At 62.5% G+C, this 21,014-nt stretch carries 18 protein-coding genes; 12 read left to right on the forward strand and 6 right to left on the reverse strand.

The window, feature by feature from the left end; genetic code table 11:
- The first annotated feature begins 153 nt into the window (after positions 1 to 153).
- Complete coding sequence (locus LUB09_RS09110; RefSeq protein WP_231422397.1) at positions 154 to 2,640, forward strand: circularly permuted type 2 ATP-grasp protein; 2,487 nt, start codon at positions 154 to 156, stop codon at positions 2,638 to 2,640.
- Complete coding sequence (locus tag LUB09_RS09115) at positions 2,640 to 3,530, forward strand: transglutaminase family protein (RefSeq protein ID WP_209987939.1); 891 nt, start codon at positions 2,640 to 2,642, stop codon at positions 3,528 to 3,530. Before LUB09_RS09110 ends, LUB09_RS09115 begins: the two co-directional genes overlap by 1 nt.
- Positions 3,531 to 3,566: 36 nt before the next feature.
- Here LUB09_RS09115 and LUB09_RS09120 read toward each other — a convergent pair whose 3' ends face one another.
- Positions 3,567 to 3,749, reverse strand: a complete 183-nt coding sequence (locus LUB09_RS09120) for a hypothetical protein (protein WP_209987942.1) — start codon at positions 3,747 to 3,749, stop codon at positions 3,567 to 3,569.
- A 222-nt stretch (positions 3,750 to 3,971) separates the two neighbouring features.
- Between LUB09_RS09120 and azu the strand changes: the two genes are divergently transcribed.
- Positions 3,972 to 4,418: an azurin gene (azu, locus tag LUB09_RS09125; RefSeq protein ID WP_231422398.1), complete on the forward strand. Its 447-nt coding sequence runs from the start codon at positions 3,972 to 3,974 to the stop codon at positions 4,416 to 4,418.
- Between the two features lie 119 nt (positions 4,419 to 4,537).
- Here the strand turns inward: azu and nadE are convergent, their stop codons facing one another.
- From nadE to LUB09_RS09140, 3 genes are all read right to left on the reverse strand, one after another.
- Positions 4,538 to 5,365: an ammonia-dependent NAD(+) synthetase gene (nadE, locus tag LUB09_RS09130; protein WP_057009741.1), complete on the reverse strand. Its 828-nt coding sequence runs from the start codon at positions 5,363 to 5,365 to the stop codon at positions 4,538 to 4,540.
- 3 nt (positions 5,366 to 5,368) lie between these two features.
- Positions 5,369 to 6,583, reverse strand: coding sequence for a nicotinate phosphoribosyltransferase (gene pncB / locus LUB09_RS09135; protein ID WP_209987948.1), 1,215 nt, complete (start codon positions 6,581 to 6,583; stop codon positions 5,369 to 5,371).
- A gap of 222 nt (positions 6,584 to 6,805) precedes the next feature.
- A complete protein-coding gene (locus LUB09_RS09140) occupies positions 6,806 to 7,696 on the reverse strand; it encodes a LysR family transcriptional regulator (RefSeq protein WP_209987952.1) in 891 nt (296 codons plus the stop codon).
- A 153-nt stretch (positions 7,697 to 7,849) separates the two neighbouring features.
- Here LUB09_RS09140 and amaB point away from each other — a divergent pair, with 153 nt between their 5' ends.
- From amaB to LUB09_RS09185, 9 genes are all read left to right on the forward strand, one after another.
- The gene (gene amaB, locus LUB09_RS09145; RefSeq protein ID WP_231422399.1) at positions 7,850 to 9,340 is read left to right on the forward strand and encodes an L-piperidine-6-carboxylate dehydrogenase; all 1,491 of its coding nucleotides are present in this window, start codon (positions 7,850 to 7,852) and stop codon (positions 9,338 to 9,340) included.
- Positions 9,341 to 9,446: 106 nt separating this feature from the next.
- Complete coding sequence (gene amaA / locus LUB09_RS09150) at positions 9,447 to 10,730, forward strand: L-pipecolate oxidase (protein WP_231422400.1); 1,284 nt, start codon at positions 9,447 to 9,449, stop codon at positions 10,728 to 10,730.
- 373 nt (positions 10,731 to 11,103) lie between these two features.
- Complete coding sequence (locus LUB09_RS09155) at positions 11,104 to 12,240, forward strand: branched-chain amino acid ABC transporter substrate-binding protein (protein WP_057009736.1); 1,137 nt, start codon at positions 11,104 to 11,106, stop codon at positions 12,238 to 12,240.
- A gap of 202 nt (positions 12,241 to 12,442) precedes the next feature.
- Complete coding sequence (locus LUB09_RS09160) at positions 12,443 to 13,357, forward strand: ABC transporter permease subunit (protein WP_003236186.1); 915 nt, start codon at positions 12,443 to 12,445, stop codon at positions 13,355 to 13,357.
- 2 nt (positions 13,358 to 13,359) lie between these two features.
- Positions 13,360 to 14,637 (forward strand): high-affinity branched-chain amino acid ABC transporter permease LivM, encoded by a 1,278-nt coding sequence (gene livM, locus LUB09_RS09165; RefSeq protein ID WP_231422401.1) that lies wholly within the window; start codon positions 13,360 to 13,362, stop codon positions 14,635 to 14,637.
- A complete protein-coding gene (locus LUB09_RS09170) occupies positions 14,634 to 15,509 on the forward strand; it encodes an ABC transporter ATP-binding protein (protein WP_209987963.1) in 876 nt (291 codons plus the stop codon). The genes livM and LUB09_RS09170 overlap by 4 nt, the downstream gene beginning before the upstream one ends.
- Positions 15,506 to 16,222: an ABC transporter ATP-binding protein gene (locus LUB09_RS09175; RefSeq protein ID WP_209987966.1), complete on the forward strand. Its 717-nt coding sequence runs from the start codon at positions 15,506 to 15,508 to the stop codon at positions 16,220 to 16,222. Before LUB09_RS09170 ends, LUB09_RS09175 begins: the two co-directional genes overlap by 4 nt.
- A gap of 694 nt (positions 16,223 to 16,916) precedes the next feature.
- Positions 16,917 to 17,681 carry an SDR family oxidoreductase gene (locus LUB09_RS09180; RefSeq protein ID WP_231422402.1) on the forward strand — a complete coding sequence of 255 codons (765 nt, stop codon included), beginning with the start codon at positions 16,917 to 16,919 and terminating at the stop codon, positions 17,679 to 17,681.
- A 206-nt stretch (positions 17,682 to 17,887) separates the two neighbouring features.
- Positions 17,888 to 18,793 carry a cation diffusion facilitator family transporter gene (locus LUB09_RS09185; RefSeq protein WP_231422403.1) on the forward strand — a complete coding sequence of 302 codons (906 nt, stop codon included), beginning with the start codon at positions 17,888 to 17,890 and terminating at the stop codon, positions 18,791 to 18,793.
- A gap of 352 nt (positions 18,794 to 19,145) precedes the next feature.
- Here LUB09_RS09185 and LUB09_RS09190 read toward each other — a convergent pair whose 3' ends face one another.
- Together LUB09_RS09190 and LUB09_RS09195 are read right to left on the reverse strand one after the other, a co-directional pair.
- The gene (locus LUB09_RS09190; protein WP_231422404.1) at positions 19,146 to 20,255 is read right to left on the reverse strand and encodes an AGE family epimerase/isomerase; all 1,110 of its coding nucleotides are present in this window, start codon (positions 20,253 to 20,255) and stop codon (positions 19,146 to 19,148) included.
- A gap of 171 nt (positions 20,256 to 20,426) precedes the next feature.
- Complete coding sequence (locus tag LUB09_RS09195) at positions 20,427 to 20,999, reverse strand: HupE/UreJ family protein (RefSeq protein WP_209987979.1); 573 nt, start codon at positions 20,997 to 20,999, stop codon at positions 20,427 to 20,429.
- Positions 21,000 to 21,014 lie beyond the last annotated feature (15 nt).

Consider the following 21,014-nt stretch of genomic DNA (forward strand, 5'->3'; position numbering starts at 1 on the left):
ATTCAACCTGTGGGAGGGGGCTTGCTCCCGATCGCGGTATATCAGCCGATACATAAGTGACTGATCCGCCGCCGTCGGGAGCAAGCCCCCTCCTACATTGGATTGCGGCAAGTTTGAATTACACTGACCCCCCTTTGCCCTGCCGAGCGTTCCATGTCCGATTTGCTCGACCGTTACCCGCTGACCGCGGGCACCTACCACGAACTGCTGGATGACAGCGGTGCCGTGCGTGCCCATTGGCAGCGCCTGCTCGACCACCTGCAACGCAGCACGCCCAACCAGTTGGCCCAGCGCCAGGCGCTGCTGACCCGGCAGATCCAGGAAAACGGCGTGACCTACAACGTCTACGCCGACCCCAAGGGCGCCGACCGCCCGTGGGAGCTGGACCTGCTGCCCCATGTGCTGGCTGCCGATGAATGGCAGCACCTGGCGGCCGGTATCGCCCAGCGTGCGCGCCTGCTCAACGCCGTGCTCGCCGACCTGTACGGTCCGCAACGCCTGATTGCCGAAGGCCTGCTGCCGGCCGAGCTGGTGTTCGGGCATAACAACTTCCTGTGGCCGTGCCAGGGCATCCAGCCGCCGGACGGCGCGTTTCTGCACCTGTACGCGGTGGACCTGGCGCGTACGCCGGATGGTCGCTGGTGGGTGACGGCCGACCGCACCCAGGCCCCCTCGGGCGCCGGCTACGCCCTGGAAAACCGCACCATTGTGTCCCGCGCCTTCCCGGACCTGTACCGCGACCTGCAAGTGCAGCACCTCACCGGTTTTTTTCGCACACTCCAGGAAACCCTGGCGCGCCAGGCACCGGGCGACAACCAGCCGCCACTGATTGTGCTGCTCACCCCGGGGCGCTTCAACGAAAGCTATTTCGAACACCTGTACCTGGCCCGCCAGCTCGGCTACCCGCTGGTGGAAGGCGGCGACCTGACCGTGCGCGACAGCACCGTGTTTCTCAAAACCCTCAGCGGCCTGCGTCGGGTGCACGCGATCATGCGCCGCCTGGACGATGACTTCTGCGACCCGCTGGAGCTGCGCACCGACTCGGCGCTCGGCGTGCCCGGCCTGCTCGACGCCGTGCGCCAGGGCAATGTGCTGGTGGCCAATGCCCTGGGCAGCGGTGTGCTGGAGTCCCCTGGGCTGCTCGGCTTTTTGCCGAAGATCAACGAGTTCCTGTTCGGCGAAACACTGATCCTGCCGTCGATTGCCACCTGGTGGTGCGGCGAGGCGCCGGTGCTGGCCAAAGCCTTGGAGAAACTGCCCGAGTTGCTGATCAAACCGGCGTTTCCCTCGCAGAGTTTCGCCCCGGTATTCGGCCGCGACCTCAACCCCGAACAACGCCAGGCCCTGGCCGAGCGCATGCGCGCGCGGCCCTACGCCTACGTCGCCCAGGAGCTGGCGCAATTGTCCCAGGCGCCGGTGTGGCACACCGTCGACGACCACCTGCAACACCGCGCCATCGGCATGCGCGTGTACGCCGTGGCCAGTGAGGACGGTTATCGCGTGCTGCCCGGCGGCCTGACCCGCGTGGCGGCCGATGCCGACGCTGAAGTGGTGTCGATGCAGCGCGGCGGCGCGAGCAAGGACACCTGGGTGCTCGGCGAGCGCGCCGCCGCTGGTGAGCTGTGGCGTGCACAACGCACAATTGGCGCCCATGACCTGGTGCGCCGAGACCCTTATCTGCCCTCGCGCGTGGTGGAGAACCTGTTCTGGTTCGGCCGCTATTGCGAGCGCTGCGATAACAGCGCGCGCTGGTTGCGTATCGTGCTCGCGCGCTATGTCGACGGCGACGACCCGCTGGCCTTGCAGGCGGCGGTGGAGCTGGGAGAAAACCTGCGGCTGCTGCCGGAGGAGGGCGAGTTGCCGGAGCGCCTGCTCGCGGCCTTGCTGGGAGATGACTGGCCGTCGAGCCTGCGCGCCAACCTGCAACGCTTGCAGTGGGCGGCGTCCCAGGTGCGCGGCAAGTTGTCCCGCGAAAACTGGCAGGCGCTGGTGGAGCTGCAGCGCGAAGCCATGGAGTTGGAGCGCGACGCTGCGGATGTGGGCGAGCTGCTGGACTTCCTCAACCGCCTGGTGATGTCCCTGGCGGCGCTGTCCGGCTTTGCCCTGGACGACATGACCCGCGACGAAGGCTGGCGCTTTCTGATGATGGGGCGGCGCATCGAGCGCCTGCAGTTCCTGAGCAGCAGCCTGGCAGCGTTCCTGCGCGGCGTGGCGGTGTTCGATCAGGCCGGGCTTGAGTGGTTGCTGGAGCTGGGCAACAGCAGCATCACCTACCGCTCGCGCTACCTGGCAGTGCCGCAGTTGATCCCGGTGCTCGACCTGTTGCTGCTCGATGAGCAGAACCCCCATGCGGTGCTGTTCCAGCTCAAACTGGTGAGCCGTACCTTGCGCCGCTTGAACGACGACTTCGGCGTGCCGCGCGAAACCGGCCTGGCGCCGTTGGTGGAGCGTCTGGCGCGTTTCGACCTGGCGTGCCTGGAGAACCCGCTGTTCGGCGAGCCCGGTGTGCGCGCCGCACTGAACGGTCTGGCCGACCTGTTGCAGGCGGTCGCCGATGAGAGCGGGCAAGTCTCGGATCGCCTGGCCCTGCGCCATTTTGCCCATGTAGATGATGTCAGCCAGCAAACGGTGTCGGTGTAATGAGCGCGCGCTATCAGATTTTTCACGATACCCACTACCACTACGACAGCCCGGTGTCCCTGGCCCAGCAGTTGGCCCACCTGTGGCCCCGGCCTTGCGCCTGGCAACGTTGCAGCTCGCAGCAACTGGACATCAGCCCCGAGCCGTCCTCGCGGCGCGATGAACTGGATGTGTTCGGCAACCCGATCACCCGCCTGGCGTTCGAGCGGCCTCACGATGAATTGCTGGTCAATGCCAGCCTGAGCGTGGAAGTGCTGGCGCGGCCGGCGCTGGATTTTCGGCAGTCGCCGGCCTGGGACCGCACCCGTGACAGCCTGGCCTACAGCAGCCAGCCGCTGTCGCCAGAGCGGATCGAAGCCTGTCGCTACCGGTTCGAATCGCCTTACGTGCACCTCAAACAAACGTTCGTCGAGTTCTCCGCCAGCTGTTTCCCGCCCGGCGCGCCGTTGCTGGTAGGCACGCAGGCATTGATGGAAAAGATCTTCAGCGAGTTCACCTTCGATGCCGAGGCCACCCAGGTCGCCACGCCGCTGGTGGAAGTGCTGGAACGTCGACGCGGCGTGTGCCAGGACTTCGCCCACCTGATGCTCGCCTGCCTGCGCTCGCGTGGCCTGCCGGCGCGCTACATCAGCGGCTACCTGCTCACCCAGCCGCCGCCCGGCCAGCCACGGCTGATCGGCGCCGACGCGTCCCACGCGTGGGTTTCGGTGTTTTGCCCGGTGTCGGGCTGGGTCGATTTTGATCCGACGAATAACGTGCAGCCGGCACTGGAGCACATCACCCTGGCCTGGGGCCGGGATTTCTCCGATGTGTCGCCGTTGCGGGGGGTGATTCTGGGAGGGGGGAGCCATGACCCGGAGGTGCGGGTGACGGTGATGCCGCTGGAATAACTGTGGCAAGCGCGCTTGCCACAGTGTGGGGAATACTTATTCAGCCGGATCTTTTGGTGTTTCGCTCTCGTCGCTCGTTACTTCAGCATCTGCATCCGGGGTCTCGCCACCGGCTTCTTCGTCTGCAGCGGCTTTTTTGCGTTGCAGTTTTTCCTCTTTCTTCTGTTCCTTGGCCAAGTCTCTCTGACGTTTGGCGAAGGAGTAATTAGGTTTGGCCATGGGCGATCCTCTAGGGTCGAAGGGGAGGGGGGCGGCGCGCAGCTGCCTTTGGGTCGCTATGGTAGCAGCTTAGCGGCGCGGTTGGCGGCTGGCAGATTGTGCTGAGCAGGCTGATAGCCTAAAGTTGTATACAATCTGCCGGTGCAGATCATAAGAATTCAAGCCCGTCTGAGGCGCCCTTTGCGGTATTACGCGTTTTAAAACCTTGCCATGGAGATTCACATGTTTGCCAAAATCGTTGCTGTTTCCCTGCTGACTCTGGCCAGCGGCCAGTTGCTTGCAGCAGAGTGCGCGGTCACTGTTGATTCCACCGATCAGATGTCCTTCAACACCCAGGAAATCACCATCGACAAGAGCTGCAAGACATTCACCGTCGAGCTGACTCACTCCGGCAACCTGCCGAAAAACGTTATGGGTCACAACTGGGTGCTGACCAGCGCGGCCGATATGCAACCGGTCGCCAGCGAAGGCATGGCTGCTGGCATCGACAAGAGCTACCTGAAAGAGGGTGATGCGCGCATCATCGCGCACACCAAGATCATCGGTGCCGGTGAGAAGGATTCGGTGACTTTTGATGTGTCGAAGCTGGCTGCGGGTACTGACTACGCGTTTTTCTGCTCGTTCCCGGGGCACATCTCGATGATGAAAGGTACGGTGGTGGTCAAGTAACACCGCGTTATCGTTCATCGGGGGCAAGCCCCCTCCCACATTCGACCGCATTCCAAGTGTGGGAGGGGGCTTGCCCCCGATGACTATCTGACAGTCAACACAAAACTACCTGACTCACCTCACGGCGCAAACGGCATCACCCGCTTGTGCTCGGTCTTGCGATACGTCTCGCAGATAATCCGGAACGCCTCTTCGCGCACCGGCTCACCGTGCAGGAACGCATCGATCTCGGCATAGGTCACGCCATGTGACGCTTCATCCGGCTTGCCCGGCGACAAATCTTCCAGGTCCGCCGTCGGCACTTTCTCCACCAGCGACTCCGGCGCGCCGAAGTAACGCGCAATCGCGCGCACCTGGTTTTTCACCAGCCCGCTCAAGGGGGCCAGGTCGCAGGCGCCATCGCCGAACTTGGTGAAGAAACCCATCACCGCTTCTGCCGCATGGTCAGTGCCGATCACCAGGCCACCGGCCGCGCCGGCGATGGTGTACTGCGCCACCATGCGCATGCGCGCCTTGGTGTTGCCCAGCACAAAGTCGCGGGACGCGGCGGGCTTGTCTTCAAACGCCGACACTTCAGTGGCCAGGGCTTTCACCGCCGGGCCGATGTTCACGGTGTGGCGCTCGTGCGGGTTGATGAAGTCGACCGAAGCCTGGGCATCGAGTTCGTCGAACTGGGTTTCGTAGGGCAGGCGCACCGCGATAAAGCGATAGGCCTCGTCGCCGCTGCTGGCGCGCAGTTCCTGCATCGCGCGCTGGGCCAAAAGGCCTGCGGTGAGGGAGTCGACGCCGCCGCTGATGCCCAGCACCAGGGCCTTGAGTCCGGAATTGCGCAGGCAGTCCTGGATAAACGTTATGCGCCTGACCACTTCGGCCTCAAGGGCCGCCTGGTCGTTGAACGGCGCCTGGACCTTGAGCTGCTGCGCAATTTCACGCTGTACGGCTTGCATGGTTCACTCCTTGCTGGATAGGGCAGGTACTTTGAAAACGTGACGCAAATAGGCGACGAAATTGGGGTCGGTGCAGTGGGTCTTGCCCGCTTCATCGGAAATCTTCGCGACCGGCTGGCCATTGCAGGCGGTCATTTTAAGCACGATGCTCATCGGCTCCACCCCTGGAATGTCGCAGGTCAGGTTGGTGCCGATACCAAAGCTCACATTGATGCGACCGCGCAGCGCACGGAATATCTCCAGCGCCTTGGGCAACGTCAGGCTGTCGGAGAACACCAGGGTCTTGCTCATCGGCTCGATGCCCAGTTTGTGATAGTGGGCGATGGCTTTTTCGGCCCATTGCACCGGGTCGCCGGAGTCGTGGCGCAAGCCGTCGAAGAGTTTGGCGAAGTACAGATCGAAGTCGCCGAGGAACGCGTCGGTGGTGATGCAGTCGGTCAGGGCGATGCCGAGCAGGCCACGGTATTCGCGCACCCAGCAGTCGAGCGCGGCGATCTGGCTGTCGATCAGGCGCGGGCCGAGTTGCTGGTGGGCCATGATCCACTCGTGGGCCATGGTGCCCAGCGGCTTCATGTCGAATTCGCGGGCCAGGTGCACGTTGCTGGTGCCCACGAAGCGCCCGGGGAAATCGTGCTTGAGCACGCTCACCACTTCTTCCTGCACGCGGTAGGAAAAGCGTCGGCGCGTGCCGAAATCCGCCACTTGCAGCTCCGCCAGCTCCTCGCTGCTCGCATGGGCGGTCAGCCAGTCGAATTTGCGATACAGCTGCTCGCGCGCCTGTTCGAGGATCACGCTCTGGTAGCGGTAGCGGTTACGCACTTCGCTGACAATCGCCAGCATCGGCACTTCAAACAGGATCACATGCAGCCACGGCCCGCGCAGGCGGATAAACAACTCGCCGTTTTCGATACCGGTCTGCACGTAGCGCAGGTTGAAGCGGAACAGCCCGAGGAAGCGCAAAAAGTCCGGCTTCATGAAACTGATGCGTTCCAGAAAGCCCAGTTGGTCGGGGCTCAGGCTCAGTTCGGCGAGGCGCTCGATCTGGTAGCGGATTTCCGCCAGGTACGGACGCAGGTCTTCGCTGTTGCGGCAACGAAACTCCCATTCAACGTCCACGTTCGGGTAGTTGTGCAGCACCGCCTGCATCATGGTCAGCTTGTAGAAGTCGGTGTCGAGCAGGTTCTGCACGATGCGATCGGCAAACACACTCTCGCTCATAACGGGAATCTCCAGACGGGTCGGCGATGGGCGCCGGCCTTTACGCATAATTGAGGAAAGAGCTAGTGGCGCATAGACCTGTAGGGTTTTGCCAGCGATTTTTTTTGCTGAGGCCACTGGCGCTATCGGGAGCAAGCCCCCTCCCACACTTGACCGGGTTGGCACATGAGTACACGGTCAACTGTGGGAGGGGGCTTGCTCCCGATAGCGGTATTCCACGCACTAAATGACTTGCTCCATCATCCACTTCACAAATTCCCGCACCTTGGGCACCTCTGCCGAATGCTCCGGATACGCCAGGTAATACGCATCCTGGCTGGGCATCGCATGCTGCCAGGGAATTACCAGCTTGCCCTCGGCCAGTTCCTCTTCCACCAGAAACCTCGGCAACAGCGCCACACCGCACCCCACCTGCGCGGCGCGAATGCACATGTAGAAGGTGTCAAAACGTGGCCCGTGGTAGCTGTGTTCGGTATGAAGCCCCTGATCGGCGAACCAGTCATGCCAGCCCTGCGGGCGTGAGGCGTTTTGCAGCAGCACCAGGTCGCTCAATTGTGTGGGGTCGGTGAACGGCGTCGCGGGCAGGCTTTCCGGGGCGCACACCGGCACCAGTTCCTCGCTGAACAGCTTCAGGCTCTCGGTGCCGGGCCGCGAGCCCTGGCCGAAGTAGAAAGCCATATCGGCCTTGCCTTGCAGCAGTTCGTCCGGTTCCTGCTCGTTGCACAGGTCCAGATGAATCTGCGGGTGACGCAAACGCCAGCCCTTGAGGCGCGGCACCAGCCAGCGCGCGCCGAACGTGTAGGGCGTGGACACGCGCAGCACTTCGGTCTCGCCGCCGTAGGAGCGCAGGTAATGGGTGGACATCTCCACCTGCGTGAGGATCTTGCGCACTTCCACCAGGTACAGATCACCCGCCGGGGTCATCTGCAGGCGGCGCCGCACCCGGCGAAACAACAGGTGTTGCAGCAACTCTTCCAGCTGCGCCACCTGCTTGCTCACCGCGCTTTGCGTGAGGTTGAGTTCCTCGGCGGCGCGGGTGAAGCTCAGGTGGCGGGTGGCCGCTTCGAAGCACTGCAGGGCGGTGATCGAGGGCAAATAGCGTTTGTTCAGCACGGCACGCCTCTTTTTATTCTTTGCATGAATAAACGGAATGATATCTCGCCTAATCGTCGTTTGTTGGCAAGTCTTGGGCCAGCTACAAATAGGCCCTGAATTGCCGTGCGTGTGGCGGCGCGATTTTTTGTGTGCAGATTGAAGGAGTGACCCATGGTTGCCGCATTGCTTGATCGTCTCGGGGTGAGCCCGGCGCTGTACCAGGCGGGTAAACAGCCCGTGCATTCGCCGATTGATGGCAGCGTGATCGGCAGTGTGCACTGGGAAGGTGCCGCCGAGGTGGAGCAACAGGTCAGTCGCGCCGAGCATGCATTCGACGCCTGGCGCAACGTGCCGGCACCGCGTCGCGGCGAACTGGTGCGCCAGTTTGGTGATGTGCTGCGCCAATACAAGGCCGACCTCGGCGAACTCGTGTCCTGGGAAGCCGGCAAGATCACCCAGGAAGGCCTGGGCGAAGTGCAGGAGATGATCGACATCTGCGACTTCGCCGTCGGCCTTTCGCGTCAGCTCTACGGGCTGACCATCGCCTCCGAGCGTCCCGGCCACCACATGCGTGAAACCTGGCACCCGCTGGGCGTGGTCGGCGTGATCAGTGCGTTCAACTTTCCGGTGGCCGTGTGGGCGTGGAACACCGCCCTGGCGCTGATGTGCGGCAATGCGGTGATCTGGAAACCGTCGGAAAAGACCCCGCTCACCGCCCTGGCCTGCCAGGCATTGTTCGAGCGCGTGCTGAAGACCTTCGACGGCGCTCCGGAGTACCTCTGCCAGGTGATCATCGGTGGTCGCGATGCGGGCGCCGCGCTGGTGGATGACCCACGCGTGGCGCTGATCAGCGCCACCGGCAGCACCCGCATGGGCCGCGAAGTGGCGCCGAAAGTCGCCGCACGCTTTGCCCGCAGCATCCTCGAGCTGGGCGGCAACAACGCGATGATCCTCGGCCCCAGCGCCGACCTGGACATGGCGGTGCGCGCCATCCTGTTCAGTGCCGTCGGCACCGCCGGCCAGCGTTGCACCACCCTGCGCCGCCTGATCGCCCATGAGTCGGTCAAGGAGGAAATCGTCACCCGCCTCAAGGCCGCCTATTCCAAGGTGCGCATCGGCCACCCGCTGGAAGGCAACCTGATCGGCCCGCTGATCGACAAACACGGTTTCGACGCCATGCAGGACGCCCTGGAACAGGCGTTGAGCGAAGGCGGCAAGGTGTTCGGCGGCCAGCGCCAGTTGCAGGACAAATTCCCCAATGCGTACTACGTGTCCCCGGCCATTGTGGAAATGCCTGAGCAGAGCGACGTGGTGTGCACCGAAACCTTCGCGCCGATCCTTTATGTGGTCGGCTACAGTGACTTTGCCGAAGCCCTGCGCCTGAACAACGCCGTGCCCCAGGGCCTGTCGTCGTGCATCTTCACCCTTGATGTGCGCGAAGCCGAGCAATTCATGTCGGCGGTGGGCAGCGACTGCGGCATCGCCAACGTCAACATCGGCCCGAGCGGCGCGGAGATCGGCGGCGCGTTCGGCGGCGAGAAAGAAACGGGCGGCGGGCGTGAATCGGGTTCGGATGCCTGGCGCGGGTACATGCGTCGCCAGACCAACACCGTGAACTACTCGCTGGAGCTGCCGCTGGCGCAGGGCATCACCTTCGACTGATTCCCCAAGGCGGAGCGCGGTCAATGTGGGAGGGGGCTTGCTCCCACAGTTGATCGCATTTGCACATCAAGAATGGTTGTTTGTTGGGTCTCATCGGAGTCTGGCAATGGCACTGCGCGAAGCATGTTTGTGGGAACACCTCACCCCCGGCCGGCCCGACCGCGCCGCGCTCAAGGGCGAGGTCAAGGTGGATGTGTGCGTGATCGGCGCAGGCATCACCGGGTTGTCGGCAGCCATTCACCTGCTGGAGCAGGGCAAAAGCGTCGCCGTGCTCGAAGCCCATCGCACCGGCCACGGCGGCTCTGGGCGTAACGTCGGGCTGGTGAATGCGGGCCTGTGGATCCCGCCGGACGAGATCGAAGCCGGTTTTGGCGAAGCGGTGGGCAGCCAGCTCAACCGTATGCTGGGTGCGGCGCCGTCGCTGGTGTTCAGCCTGGTCGACACATACAACATCGATTGCCAATTGCGCCGCGAGGGCACCTTGCACATGGCGCACAACGCCCGGGGCGAGGCGGATTTGCGCAGTCGTGAGGAACAATGGAAGCGCCGTGGCGCGCCGGTCGAGCTGCTGACCGGTCAGGCCTGTGAACAGGCCACCGGCACCCGCAAAATTTCCGCCGCCCTGCTCGACAAGCGCGCCGGCACGTTGAACCCGATGGCGTACACCACGGGGCTGGCGAATGCCGCGGCCGGCCTGGGCGGGCAGATGTTCGACCATTCCCCGGTGACACAATTGGAGCGCCAGGGCGCGAACTGGTCGGTGCAGACGGCCCAGGGTTCGGTACAGGCGGCCCAGGTGGTGATCGCCTCCAATGCCTACACCGAAGGCGAATGGACTGAGTTGCGGCGCAATTTTTTCCCCGGTTATTACTATCAGGTCGCCTCTGCGCCGCTCACCGATGATGCCGCCCGGCAAATCCTCCCCGGTGGCCAGGGGTCATGGGACACCCGTCAGGTGCTCAGCAGCATTCGCCGCGATGCCGATGGCCGCCTGTTGCTCGGTAGCCTGGGCAACGGCAATCAGAAGCCGGGCTGGTTCCTCAAGGCGTGGGCTGATCGGGTGCAACAGCATTACTTCCCGTACCTCAAATCGGTGCAGTGGGAATACACCTGGACCGGCTGCATCGCGTTTACCCCGGATCACCTGATGCGCCTGTTCGAACCGGCGCCGGGCCTGGTCGCCGTCACCGGCTATAACGGGCGCGGCGTCACCACCGGCAGTGTGGTCGGCAAGGCGTTTGCCGATTACCTGTGTCACCAGAATCCCCAGGCCTTGCCGATACCGTTTGCGCCGATGCAGCCGCTGGCTGGTGTGGGCGTGCGCAGTTGTCTGTATGAAGCGGGATTCTCGCTGTATCACGCCGGGCAATGCCTGCGAATCGTGATCTGAACAGCGACCTGGCGTGTAAAAGCCTGCCTCTTCCTGGCAGGCTTCCCATCTGTATTGGTGCAAGTCGTAGCAATCGCGCACTGTAAATGTGCAGTTCCGTTACGCCTGTTGTTACAGGTGCAGGCGCTGTCGTTTGCGGGTCCGGTTGCAGGTGCCACCGGGTCGGGTTGTACTTTTTTTGCCTGCTGGTTGCACCTATGCCTGCCAGAGGGTTGCACGTACTGGCAAGCGGCGCCGAAACGCCTGCAATAACAATGACACGGTGTCTTTTTGAAGAATAAAAAAGTAATGGCACGCGGCTTGCTCTGAGCTTTCGGTGAAAGGATGGAATGCAAGTCGTCGTGCCTAAAATCAAAAATACGGAGCACCACTCATGTCCCAGACGTTTTACAAGAAAGGTTTTCTGGCCCTCGCCGTTGCAGCGGCGCTGGGTGTTTCTACGTTTGTTCAAGCTGATGTGAAAATCGGCGTGGCGGGCCCGATGACGGGCGCCAACGCCGCTTTCGGTGAGCAGTACATGAAAGGTGCCCAGGCGGCGGCCGATGTGATCAACAAGGCCGGCGGCATCAACGGCGAAAAAATCGTGCTGGTGGCTGGCGATGATGCGTGTGAGCCCAAACAGGCCGTGGCCGTGGCCAACCGCCTGGCCGACCAGGACAAAGTGATCGGCGTGGTCGGGCACTTCTGCTCCTCCAACACCATCCCGGCGTCCGAGGTGTATGACGAGGCCGGCATCATTGCGATCACGCCGGGCTCCACCAACCCGCAAGTCACCGAACGTGGCCTGGGCGCGATGTTCCGCATGTGCGGGCGTGACGACCAGCAGGGCGTCGTCGCCGGCGACTACATCGTCGATGTGCTCAAGGGCAAGAAAGTCGCGGTCATCAACGACAAGGACACCTACGGCAAAGGCCTGGCCGACGCCACCGCTGCCCAGTTGACCAAGCGCGGCGTCAAGCCGGTGCTGGAAGAAGGCCTCACCCGTGGCGAGAAAGACTTCAGCGCCCTGGTCACCAAAATTCGCTCCACCGGCGCCGACGTCGTGTACTTCGGCGGCCTGCACCCCGAAGCCGGCCCTCTGGTGCGCCAGATCCGTGAAGCGGGCCTCAAGGACGTCAAGTTCATGTCCGATGACGGCATCGTCACCGACGAACTGGTCGCCACCGCCGGCGGCAAGCAGTACGTGGACGGTGTGTACATGACCTTCGGTGCCGACCCGCGCAAACTGCCGGACAGCAAGACCGTCGTGGAAGAGTTCCAGAAGAGCGGCTACGAGCCGGAAGGCTACACCCTGTACGCCTACGCATCGGTCCAGGCGCTGGCGGCCGGCTTCAATGGCGCCAAGTCCAACAAGGGCGAAGACGCTGCCAAGTGGCTCAAGGCTCACCCGGTAAAAACCGTCATGGGCGAAAAAGCCTGGGATTCCAAGGGCGACCTGAAAATCTCCGACTACGTGGTTTACCAGTGGGATAAAGACGGCAAATACCACCAGCTGGAAAAACAGAAGTAAGCCTGAGCACCACAGCTCCACTGTGGGAGGGGGCTTACTCCCGATAGCGGTATGTCAGGCAACACCTGCATGACTGACCCACCGTCATCGGGAGCAAGCCCCCTCCCACAGGAGACGGGGCTGTTATCGAGATCTGTTTTTTCCTCCAGAAGCGCCGCACACCCACCCGGTGTGCAGGTGCTCACCGCGTGAGATTTGCGTTATGGATGGTATTTTCCTGCAGCAACTGGTCAACGGCCTGACCCTCGGGTCGGTCTACGGCCTGATCGCCATCGGCTACACAATGGTCTACGGCATCATTGGCATGATCAACTTCGCCCACGGCGAGGTTTATATGATCTCCGCGTACCTCGCGGCGATCAGTCTGGCACTGCTGGCTTACTTCGGCATCGAATCCTTCCCGCTGCTCATTCTCGGCACCCTGATCTTCACCGTGGTCGTCACCGGCGTGTACGGCTGGGTGATCGAACGGGTTGCCTACAAACCGCTGCGCAACTCCACCCGACTGGCCCCGCTGATCAGCGCCATCGGGATTTCGCTGATCCTGCAGAACTACGCACAGATCGCCCAGGGCGCCAAGCAACAAGGCATCCCGACCCTGCTGGCCGGCGCCTGGCGCGTCGATATCGGCAGCGGGTTCGTGCAACTCACCTACACCAAAGTGTTCATTCTCGTGGCGGCGTTTGCCGGCATGGCCCTGCTCACCTACATCATCAAGTACACCAAGCTGGGCCGCATGTGCCGCGCGACGCAGCAAGACCGCAAGATGGCCTCGATCCTCGGTATCAACACCGACCGCGTGATCTCCTATGTCTTCGTCATCGGTGCCGCCATGGCTGCGTTGGCCGGCGTGCTGATCACCCTCAACTACGGCACCTTCGACTTCTATGCCGGCTTCATCATCGGCATCAAGGCATTTACCGCAGCGGTGCTCGGCGGCATCGGCTCCCTGCCTGGGGCGATGCTCGGCGGGATCATCCTGGGGATTTCCGAGTCGCTGTTCTCCGGGTTGATCAACTCCGACTACAAAGACGTGTTCAGTTTCTCCCTGCTGGTGGTGATTCTGATTTTCCGTCCCCAGGGCCTGCTGGGTCGCCCACTCGTGGCTAAGGTGTAAACATGTCTGCTGCCAAACCTATCGATATCAAGAAAAGTGTGGTCGATACGATCCTTGCCGGGCTGATTTCGTTGATCGTGTTCGGTCCGATCGTCGGCGTGGTCCTCGACGGCTACAGCTTCAATCTGGAACCGGCCCGCGTGGGCCTGCTGGTGGCCATCGTGATGGTCGGCCGCTTTGCCATGAGCCTGTTCCTGCAAACCCCCAGGGGCCTGAAGATCCTGCAGGGCTTCGAAAGCAGCGGCTCCGGCGTGCACGTGCGGGCGCCGGACTATAAATCGCGGCTGCGCTGGATCATCCCGGCGCTGATCGTGATCGCCATCGTGTTCCCGATCTTCGCCAACAAGTACCTGCTCACCGTGGTGATCCTCGGACTGATCTACGTGCTGCTCGGCCTGGGCCTGAACATTGTGGTCGGCCTGGCCGGTCTGCTCGACCTCGGTTACGTGGCGTTCTACGCCATCGGTGCCTACGGCCTGGCATTGGGTTATCAATACCTCGGCCTGGGCTTCTGGACGGTGCTGCCGTTGGCAGCCATCGCGGCGGCGTTAGCGGGGTGCATACTCGGCTTCCCGGTGCTGCGAATGCACGGTGACTACCTGGCCATCGTGACGCTTGGCTTCGGTGAAATCATCCGCCTGGTGCTCAACAACTGGCTGTCGTTCACCGGCGGGCCGAACGGCATGCCCGTGCCGTCGCCGACCTTCCTGGGCCTGGAGTTCGGCCGGCGCGCGAAGGACGGCGGGATACCCTTCCACGAATTTTTTGGCATTGACTACAACCCAAACATCAAATTCCTGTTCATCTACATCGTGCTGTTCCTGGTGGTGCTGGCCGTGCTCTACATCAAGCACCGCCTGACCCGCATGCCGGTCGGCCGCGCCTGGGAAGCCCTGCGTGAAGATGAGATCGCCTGCCGCTCCATGGGCCTGAACCATGTGCTGGTCAAGCTTTCGGCGTTCACCATCGGTGCATCGACTGCCGGCCTGGCCGGGGTGTTCTTTGCCAGCTATCAGGGTTTTGTGAACCCGTCGTCGTTCACCTTCTTCGAGTCGGCGCTGATCCTCGCCATCGTGGTACTGGGCGGCATGGGTTCGACGGTGGGCGTGGTGATCGCGGCGTTCGTATTGACCGTGGCGCCTGAGTTGCTGCGCAGCTTCTCGGAATACCGCGTGCTGCTGTTTGGCGTGTTGATGGTGGTGATGATGATCTGGCGACCACGCGGGTTGATCCGCATCAGCCGAACCGGTGTGACCCCACGCAAAGGAGTGGCGCCATGAGCAAGGAAGTCGTTCTGTCCGTGGAACACCTGATGATGCACTTCGGTGGCATCAAGGCCTTGAGCGATGTGAGCCTCAAGGTCGAACGCAACTCGATCTTCGCCCTGATCGGCCCCAATGGCGCCGGCAAGACCACCGTGTTCAACTGCCTCACCGGCTTCTACAAGGCCAGTGGCGGCAAGATCCAGCTCAACATCCGCGGCAAGCAGACCAACGTGATCCAACTGCTCGGCGAACGCTTCAAGGCCGTCGACTTCGTGTCGCCGAAAAGCTTCTTCAGCCGTGTGTATTACAAGATGTTCGGCGGCACCCACCTGGTCAACCGCGCAGGCCTGGCCCGTACGTTCCAGAACATTCGCCTGTTCAAGGAAATGTCGGTGCTGGAGAACCTGCTGGTGGCCCAGCACATGTGGGTCAACCGCAACATGCTCGCGGGCATCCTCAACACCAGGGGCTACCGCAAGGCCGAAAGCGATGCGCTCGACCACGCCTTCTACTGGCTGGAAGTGGTCGACCTGGTGGACTGCGCCAATCGCCTCGCCGGCGAACTCTCCTATGGCCAGCAGCGCCGCCTGGAGATCGCCCGCGCCATGTGCACGCGGCCGCAGATCATCTGCCTGGACGAACCGGCCGCCGGCCTTAACCCGCAGGAAACCGAAGCCCTCAGCGCGATGATTCGCCTGCTGCGCGACGAACACGACCTCACGGTGGTGCTGATCGAACACGACATGGGCATGGTGATGAGTATTTCCGACCACATCGTGGTGCTCGACCACGGCAACGTGATCGCTGAAGGCGGGCCGGAAGCGATCCGCAACGACCCGAAAGTGATTGCCGCCTACCTGGGCGCCGACGAAGAGGAGCTGGTATGAGTGGGCCTATCCTCGAAATGAAGGACCTGGATGTGTTCTACGGCCCGATCCAGGCCCTGAAAAAAGTCTCGCTGCACATCAACGAAGGCGAAACCGTGAGCCTGATCGGCTCCAACGGCGCGGGTAAGTCCACGCTGCTGATGTCGATCTTCGGCCAGCCACGGGCAGAATCCGGACAGATTCTGTACAACGGCGTCGACATTACCCACAAGTCGTCCCACTACATCGCCTCCAATGGCATCGCACAGTCGCCGGAAGGGCGGCGGGTGTTCCCCGACATGACGGTCGAGGAAAACCTGTTGATGGGCACCATCCCCATCGGCGACAAGTTCGCGCAGGAAGACATGCAGCGCATGTTCGAGCTGTTCCCACGGCTCAAGGAGCGGCGCAACCAGCGCGCCATGACCATGTCCGGCGGCGAGCAGCAAATGCTCGCCATCGCCCGTGCGCTGATGAGCCGGCCCAAGCTGCTGCTGCTGGACGAACCGAGCCTGGGCCTGGCACCGATTGTGGTGAAGCAGATCTTCTCCACGCTGCGCGAGCTGGCGGCCACCGGCATGACCATCTTTCTGGTGGAACAGAACGCCAACCACGCGCTGCGCCTGTCCGACCGCGCGTATGTGATGGTCAACGGCGAGATTCGCCTGACGGGCACCGGCAAGGAGTTGCTGGTGAACGAGGACGTGCGCAGCGCCTACCTCGGCGGGCACTGATCGCTGTGGGAGGGGCTTGCTCCCTCCCACACGGGTTTTGTGTGGTCCGCAAGACCCCTTTCGAAATTGTGGAAAACAAATCCAGCCGCCCTCCAAACCGCGACATATAGCCGCCGCAAATCCCTGTTTTGTCACAGTTTTGACTTGTCCCCATTCGCTGTGGAACCGGCTGTGGGTAACGTGGGTGTAGCTGGCTGAAAGCCTTTAACGCCGTGGCTTTCAGCGCGGTGGTCGTTTATTGATCAGCGGTTTTTTCGTGGCCTGTCGAGGGGTTTGTCAACCTGTTTAAAGACACAGGTATATGACCGATTGATGTCGGATCAGCCTGTGGATAAGTCTGTGACTAAACTCTGGAAAGACCTCCGTAGGGGCCGGATTAACTGGCCTGGAGCCATCGTTCGGTTTTTGCCTTTTCACCCAGGCCTACATACGGCCCGGTCCAGGTCAAGCAAAAAACTTTCTAAAATCGCCTGCGGGCCTTGTGTACAGCGGCCTGGAGCCTTTTCGACTTGCCCCCAAAGACTGTGGGCGCAGTTGTGGATAACCTGCGCGCATATGGCTGCAAGCCACGGTTCATAAGGCGTTGAATCAATTGATCAAAAAATGATCAGTTGGTCTGCCTGGCGGTTGCCGCAAGCGCCGTGTACGGGCATTCTGCTGGCAACTTTTTCCCGATGTTCGCAAGGAGACCACCATGTCCGACACGTTGTTTATTACTGGCGCCACCTCAGGTTTCGGCGAAGCCTGTGCCCGTCGTTTTGCCGAGGCCGGCTGGAAACTGGTGCTCACCGGTCGCCGTGCCGAACGCTTGAATGCGCTGGTCGAAGAGCTTTCCAAGCAGACCGAAGTACACGGCCTGGTGGTGGACGTGCGTGACCGCGAGGGCATGGAAGAGGCCATCGCCAACCTGCCGCCGTCGTTCGCGACCCTGCGCGGGCTGATCAACAACGCCGGCCTGGCCGTGGGCACCGACCCTGCGCCCAAGTGCAGCCTCGACGATTGGGAGACCATGGTCGACACCAACATCAAGGGCCTGCTGACCACCACCAACCTGCTGCTGCCGCGCCTGATTGCCCATGGGCGAGGCGCGGGCATCATCAACCTGGGCTCCATCGCCGGCAACTACCCTTACCCGGGCAGCCACGTGTATGGCGCGTCCAAGGCGTTCGTGAAGCAGTTCTCGCTGAACCTGCGTTGCGACCTGCAGGGCACCGGCGTGCGCGTGACCAACATCGAGCCGGGCTTGTGTGAGAGCGAGTTTTCGCTGGTGCGCTTCGGTGGTGACCAGGCGCGCTATGACGCCACCTACGCCGGCGCCGAGCCGATCCAGCCGCAGGACATCGCCGACACGATCTTCTGGGTGATGAACACCCCGGCGCACGTCAACATCAACCGCCTGGAGCTGATGCCGGTGAGCCAGACCTGGGCTGGGTTTGCGATTGAACGGGGCGGTAAGTAAGGCTTTAAACCGGGTCGTTGCCATCGGGAGCAAGCCCCCCTCCCACACTTGACGGTGTTCACACGTCTGAATGTGAGAACTCAGTCCCCTGTGGGAGCGGGCTTGCCCCCGATGGCGTCAAATCGGCCAAAACAGGCCATAAGGTACACTCCCACCCTGAAAACCCCACCGCACCCGGCGGTTCAAAGGTTTTGACGGGAGGAAATGTGAGTAACCGAGGTGAGCAGGCACTGCTCAAACAATCGACGATTCTGATGTTCGCGGTCGCGATCGCCGGGATTGTCACGGGTGTGATATCCGGCGCCCAGTCCATTCTGTTCGACGGCTTCTTCTCGCTGATCGCCACCGCCATCAAGGTGTTGATGCTGATCACGGCCAAGCTGATCGCCAGGAAAAGCAACGAGCGTTTCCAGTTCGGCTATTGGCACCTGGAGCCGATGGTGTTGTTGATCGAAGGCAGTTTCCTGCTGCTGATCGCCCTCTATGCATTCCTCAACGGGGTGTTCGGCATTATCAACGGCGGGCGCGAGATCGAGTTGGGGCTGGTGATCATCTATGCAGCGGTGTTTACCGTCGTCGAGTTCGCTTACTTCTTCTATGTGCGCTACCGCAATCGCACGCTCAAATCATCGCTGATCCAGTTCGACAACATCAGCTGGCTGGTGGACGCGATGCTGTCGATAGGCTTGCTGTTCAGTTTCCTCGCCGCGCTGTTGCTCAAGTCCCGGGGCTATGGCGAGTGGGCCGTGTATGTCGACCCGGCCATCCTGATCCTGCTGGCCCTGAGCATGCTGGCGCCGGCCTTCAAGATCCTGCGTCCGGCGTTGCGCGAGGTGCTGGGGATCGCTCCGGATCACCTGGACGACAAGGTGCGTGAAGTGATGGACGCGGCCCAGGCCAGACATGGCTTCGACGACTACGTGTCCTACGTGCAGAAGCACGGGCGCGCGCGGTTTATCGAAATTCATGTGGTGTTGCCGGCGGATTACCCGGTGGAGAACGTGGCCACCTTCGACAGGCTGCGCGAAGAGATATCCACAGGGCTCGGCACGCCGGATGCGGCGCGTTGGCTGACGATCAGCTTTACCGGGGATCGCAAGTGGATTGCATGAGGCCGGTTAGACCGCGGTGAGGCAATCGCAGGCAAGCCAGCTCCCACATTCAGCACAGTCAAGTGTGAGAGGGGGCTTGCCCTAATGCCGTTCAGTTAAGCCAGCGTGTTTGACGGGGCGCCTAAGATCAAGATCAAGAGCGCGGCGGCCTGAGAGCCGACCGAAATGGTCTGCCGAACGCTGTACAAAATGTGGGAGGGGGCTTGCTCCCGATGGCGTCGGCCCAGCAAACATTGATGTTGACTGACCCACCGCTTTCGCGGGCAAGTCGAATCGTCGCACCGACGCTCCCACAGGGGAGCTGCGCTTAACTGACTGGCATTAGGGCTTGCCCCCGATGAGGCCCGAAAGGTCAGCGCAGATGCTTGATCAGCCCCTGATAGCAAGTCGCCAAATGATAAGGGGTGGTCGACGGCATATCCCGTCGGCTCACGACACCCTTGGCATCCAGGCATTCATGCCAGCCTTTTGCATGCAGGAAATGGTCTTGCAGCGCCAGCAATTGGCGCTGCAACACCGCTTCGCTGCCCGGCCGCAACGTCAGCGCGCGCAGGTATTCGGCCTGGGCCCAGATACGCTGAGTGCCGTCACGCACATTGCCGTCTAGGTCGAGCATGCCGCTCACGGCGCCGCTCAGCTTATCCACACCCTTTTGCTCGGCGTAGACAAACGCCCGGCTGAGCGATGCATGCAGCGGCGTGCCGCGCAGCACCTCGGATGAGTCGAGCAGGAAGAACCATTCGAACTGATGGCCCGGCTCGAACCAGTTGTCCACAGCGCCCAGCGGCTTTTCCAGCATCACGCCGTGCCCCGGGTCGATGAAGCGCTGCTGCATGGCCGTCGCCAGGTTCAGCAGGGCGGTTTGCACGTGTGCGTCCTCACGCACCGCCAGGGTGGCGAGGAACGCTTCGGCCAGGTGCATCAACGGGTTTTGCAGCGGGCCGGACGAGAGTGACGACCAGTCGCGCTCCAGCACCGCGTCGTACAGGCCGTCACCGCTGGCGAACCGCTGGGCAACCACTTCGAGCGCGGCATTGAGGACCGACGCCACCAGCGGCTCGCGCACCTTGGCCCAGTAATGGGCGCAGGCGAAGATGATGAAGGCATGGGTGTAGAGGTCTTTGCGCGTATCCAGCGGTTGGCCCGCCGGGTCGATGCTGTAGAACCAGCCGCCGTGTTCGGCGTCATGGAAGTGCTGTTGCAGGGAGCGGAACAGCGCAGCTGCGCGCGCGTGCGCAAAATCGGCCTCGGGCTCGCCGATCAGGCTGGCAAACAGGTACAACTGACGGGCGCAGGCCATGGCGCGGTAGCGCTGGGGCGGCAAGGGCTGGTGATCGGCGTCCAGTGCCTCGTAAGGCAGCGCCAGCTCGGCATTCCAGCCCGGGCCTTGCCAGAGTGGCACGATCAGATCATGGAAATGGTTGAGCACGGTATTCAAAAGCGGTTGGGAAGCGCTGGGCATCGGCTGGCGTCGTCACGGCAGGGGTGTAGGCGCGCATGGTAGCAGGCTTGGGTGCGGTGGTGTCTGCGCCACCGTTATCGCGGGCAAGCCCGCTGCCACATTTTTGAATGGCGAATCCGCTCAAATGTGGGCGCTGGCTTGCCTGCGATGGGGCCGGCACAGGTGCCGAAATCAGCCCGCGAGCAACCACACGCCAGTCGCCGCCGAAGCCGCCCCAGCCACCCGCACCAACGGCGCCGCCGCTGCCGGCAGCACGCGCACCACGGCATAACCGGCGGCATGCAACATGGCCGTCGCACCGACAAACCCCGCCGCGTACGCCCAGGGGCTGGACATCTCCGGCAGTTCCAGGCCATGCGCCACGCCGTGGAACAGCGCAAACAGCGCCGTCGCGCCCACTGCCACAAACAGCGGCGGACGCACCGCCAGCGCCACCGCCAGGCCCAGTGCAAGCACCGAGGCGGCGATGCCGCTTTCCAGCGCCGGCAATGCCAGGCCTTCAAACCCCAGCACGCCGCCGATCAGCATGGTGCCGACGAAGGTGCACGGCAGCGCCCAGCGTGCCGCGCCTTTTTGCTGGGCGGCCCACAGGCCCACCGCGAGCATGGCCAGCAAGTGGTCGATGCCGCCCAGAGGATGGCTGATGCCGGCCACCAGGCCGTTGTCGCCATGGCCCGGATGGGCGAAGGCCAGGGCAGGGGCCAGCAGCAGTGCGGCGGCGGCGAACAGTTTGTTGAGGCTCATAAACAGGCTCCGTAA

The sequence above is a fragment of the Pseudomonas sp. Leaf59 genome, from assembly GCF_920984685.1.
Lineage (GTDB): Bacteria > Pseudomonadota > Gammaproteobacteria > Pseudomonadales > Pseudomonadaceae > Aquipseudomonas.

Bases quoted from the DNA above. Each gene is read 5' to 3' on its own strand.
- LUB09_RS09110 (WP_231422397.1), top strand. From the start codon at position 154: ATGTCCGATTTGCTCGACCGTTACCCGCTGACCGCGGGCACCTACCAC.
- LUB09_RS09115 (WP_209987939.1), top strand. From the start codon at position 2,640: ATGAGCGCGCGCTATCAGATTTTTCACGATACCCACTACCACTACGAC.
- LUB09_RS09120 (WP_209987942.1), bottom strand. From the start codon at position 3,749: ATGGCCAAACCTAATTACTCCTTCGCCAAACGTCAGAGAGACTTGGCC.
- azu (WP_231422398.1), top strand. From the start codon at position 3,972: ATGTTTGCCAAAATCGTTGCTGTTTCCCTGCTGACTCTGGCCAGCGGC.
- nadE (WP_057009741.1), bottom strand. From the start codon at position 5,365: ATGCAAGCCGTACAGCGTGAAATTGCGCAGCAGCTCAAGGTCCAGGCG.
- pncB (WP_209987948.1), bottom strand. From the start codon at position 6,583: ATGAGCGAGAGTGTGTTTGCCGATCGCATCGTGCAGAACCTGCTCGAC.
- amaB (WP_231422399.1), top strand. From the start codon at position 7,850: ATGGTTGCCGCATTGCTTGATCGTCTCGGGGTGAGCCCGGCGCTGTAC.
- amaA (WP_231422400.1), top strand. From the start codon at position 9,447: ATGGCACTGCGCGAAGCATGTTTGTGGGAACACCTCACCCCCGGCCGG.
- LUB09_RS09155 (WP_057009736.1), top strand. From the start codon at position 11,104: ATGTCCCAGACGTTTTACAAGAAAGGTTTTCTGGCCCTCGCCGTTGCA.
- LUB09_RS09160 (WP_003236186.1), top strand. From the start codon at position 12,443: ATGGATGGTATTTTCCTGCAGCAACTGGTCAACGGCCTGACCCTCGGG.
- livM (WP_231422401.1), top strand. From the start codon at position 13,360: ATGTCTGCTGCCAAACCTATCGATATCAAGAAAAGTGTGGTCGATACG.
- LUB09_RS09170 (WP_209987963.1), top strand. From the start codon at position 14,634: ATGAGCAAGGAAGTCGTTCTGTCCGTGGAACACCTGATGATGCACTTC.
- LUB09_RS09175 (WP_209987966.1), top strand. From the start codon at position 15,506: ATGAGTGGGCCTATCCTCGAAATGAAGGACCTGGATGTGTTCTACGGC.
- LUB09_RS09180 (WP_231422402.1), top strand. From the start codon at position 16,917: ATGTCCGACACGTTGTTTATTACTGGCGCCACCTCAGGTTTCGGCGAA.
- LUB09_RS09190 (WP_231422404.1), bottom strand. From the start codon at position 20,255: ATGCCCAGCGCTTCCCAACCGCTTTTGAATACCGTGCTCAACCATTTC.
- LUB09_RS09195 (WP_209987979.1), bottom strand. From the start codon at position 20,999: ATGAGCCTCAACAAACTGTTCGCCGCCGCCGCACTGCTGCTGGCCCCT.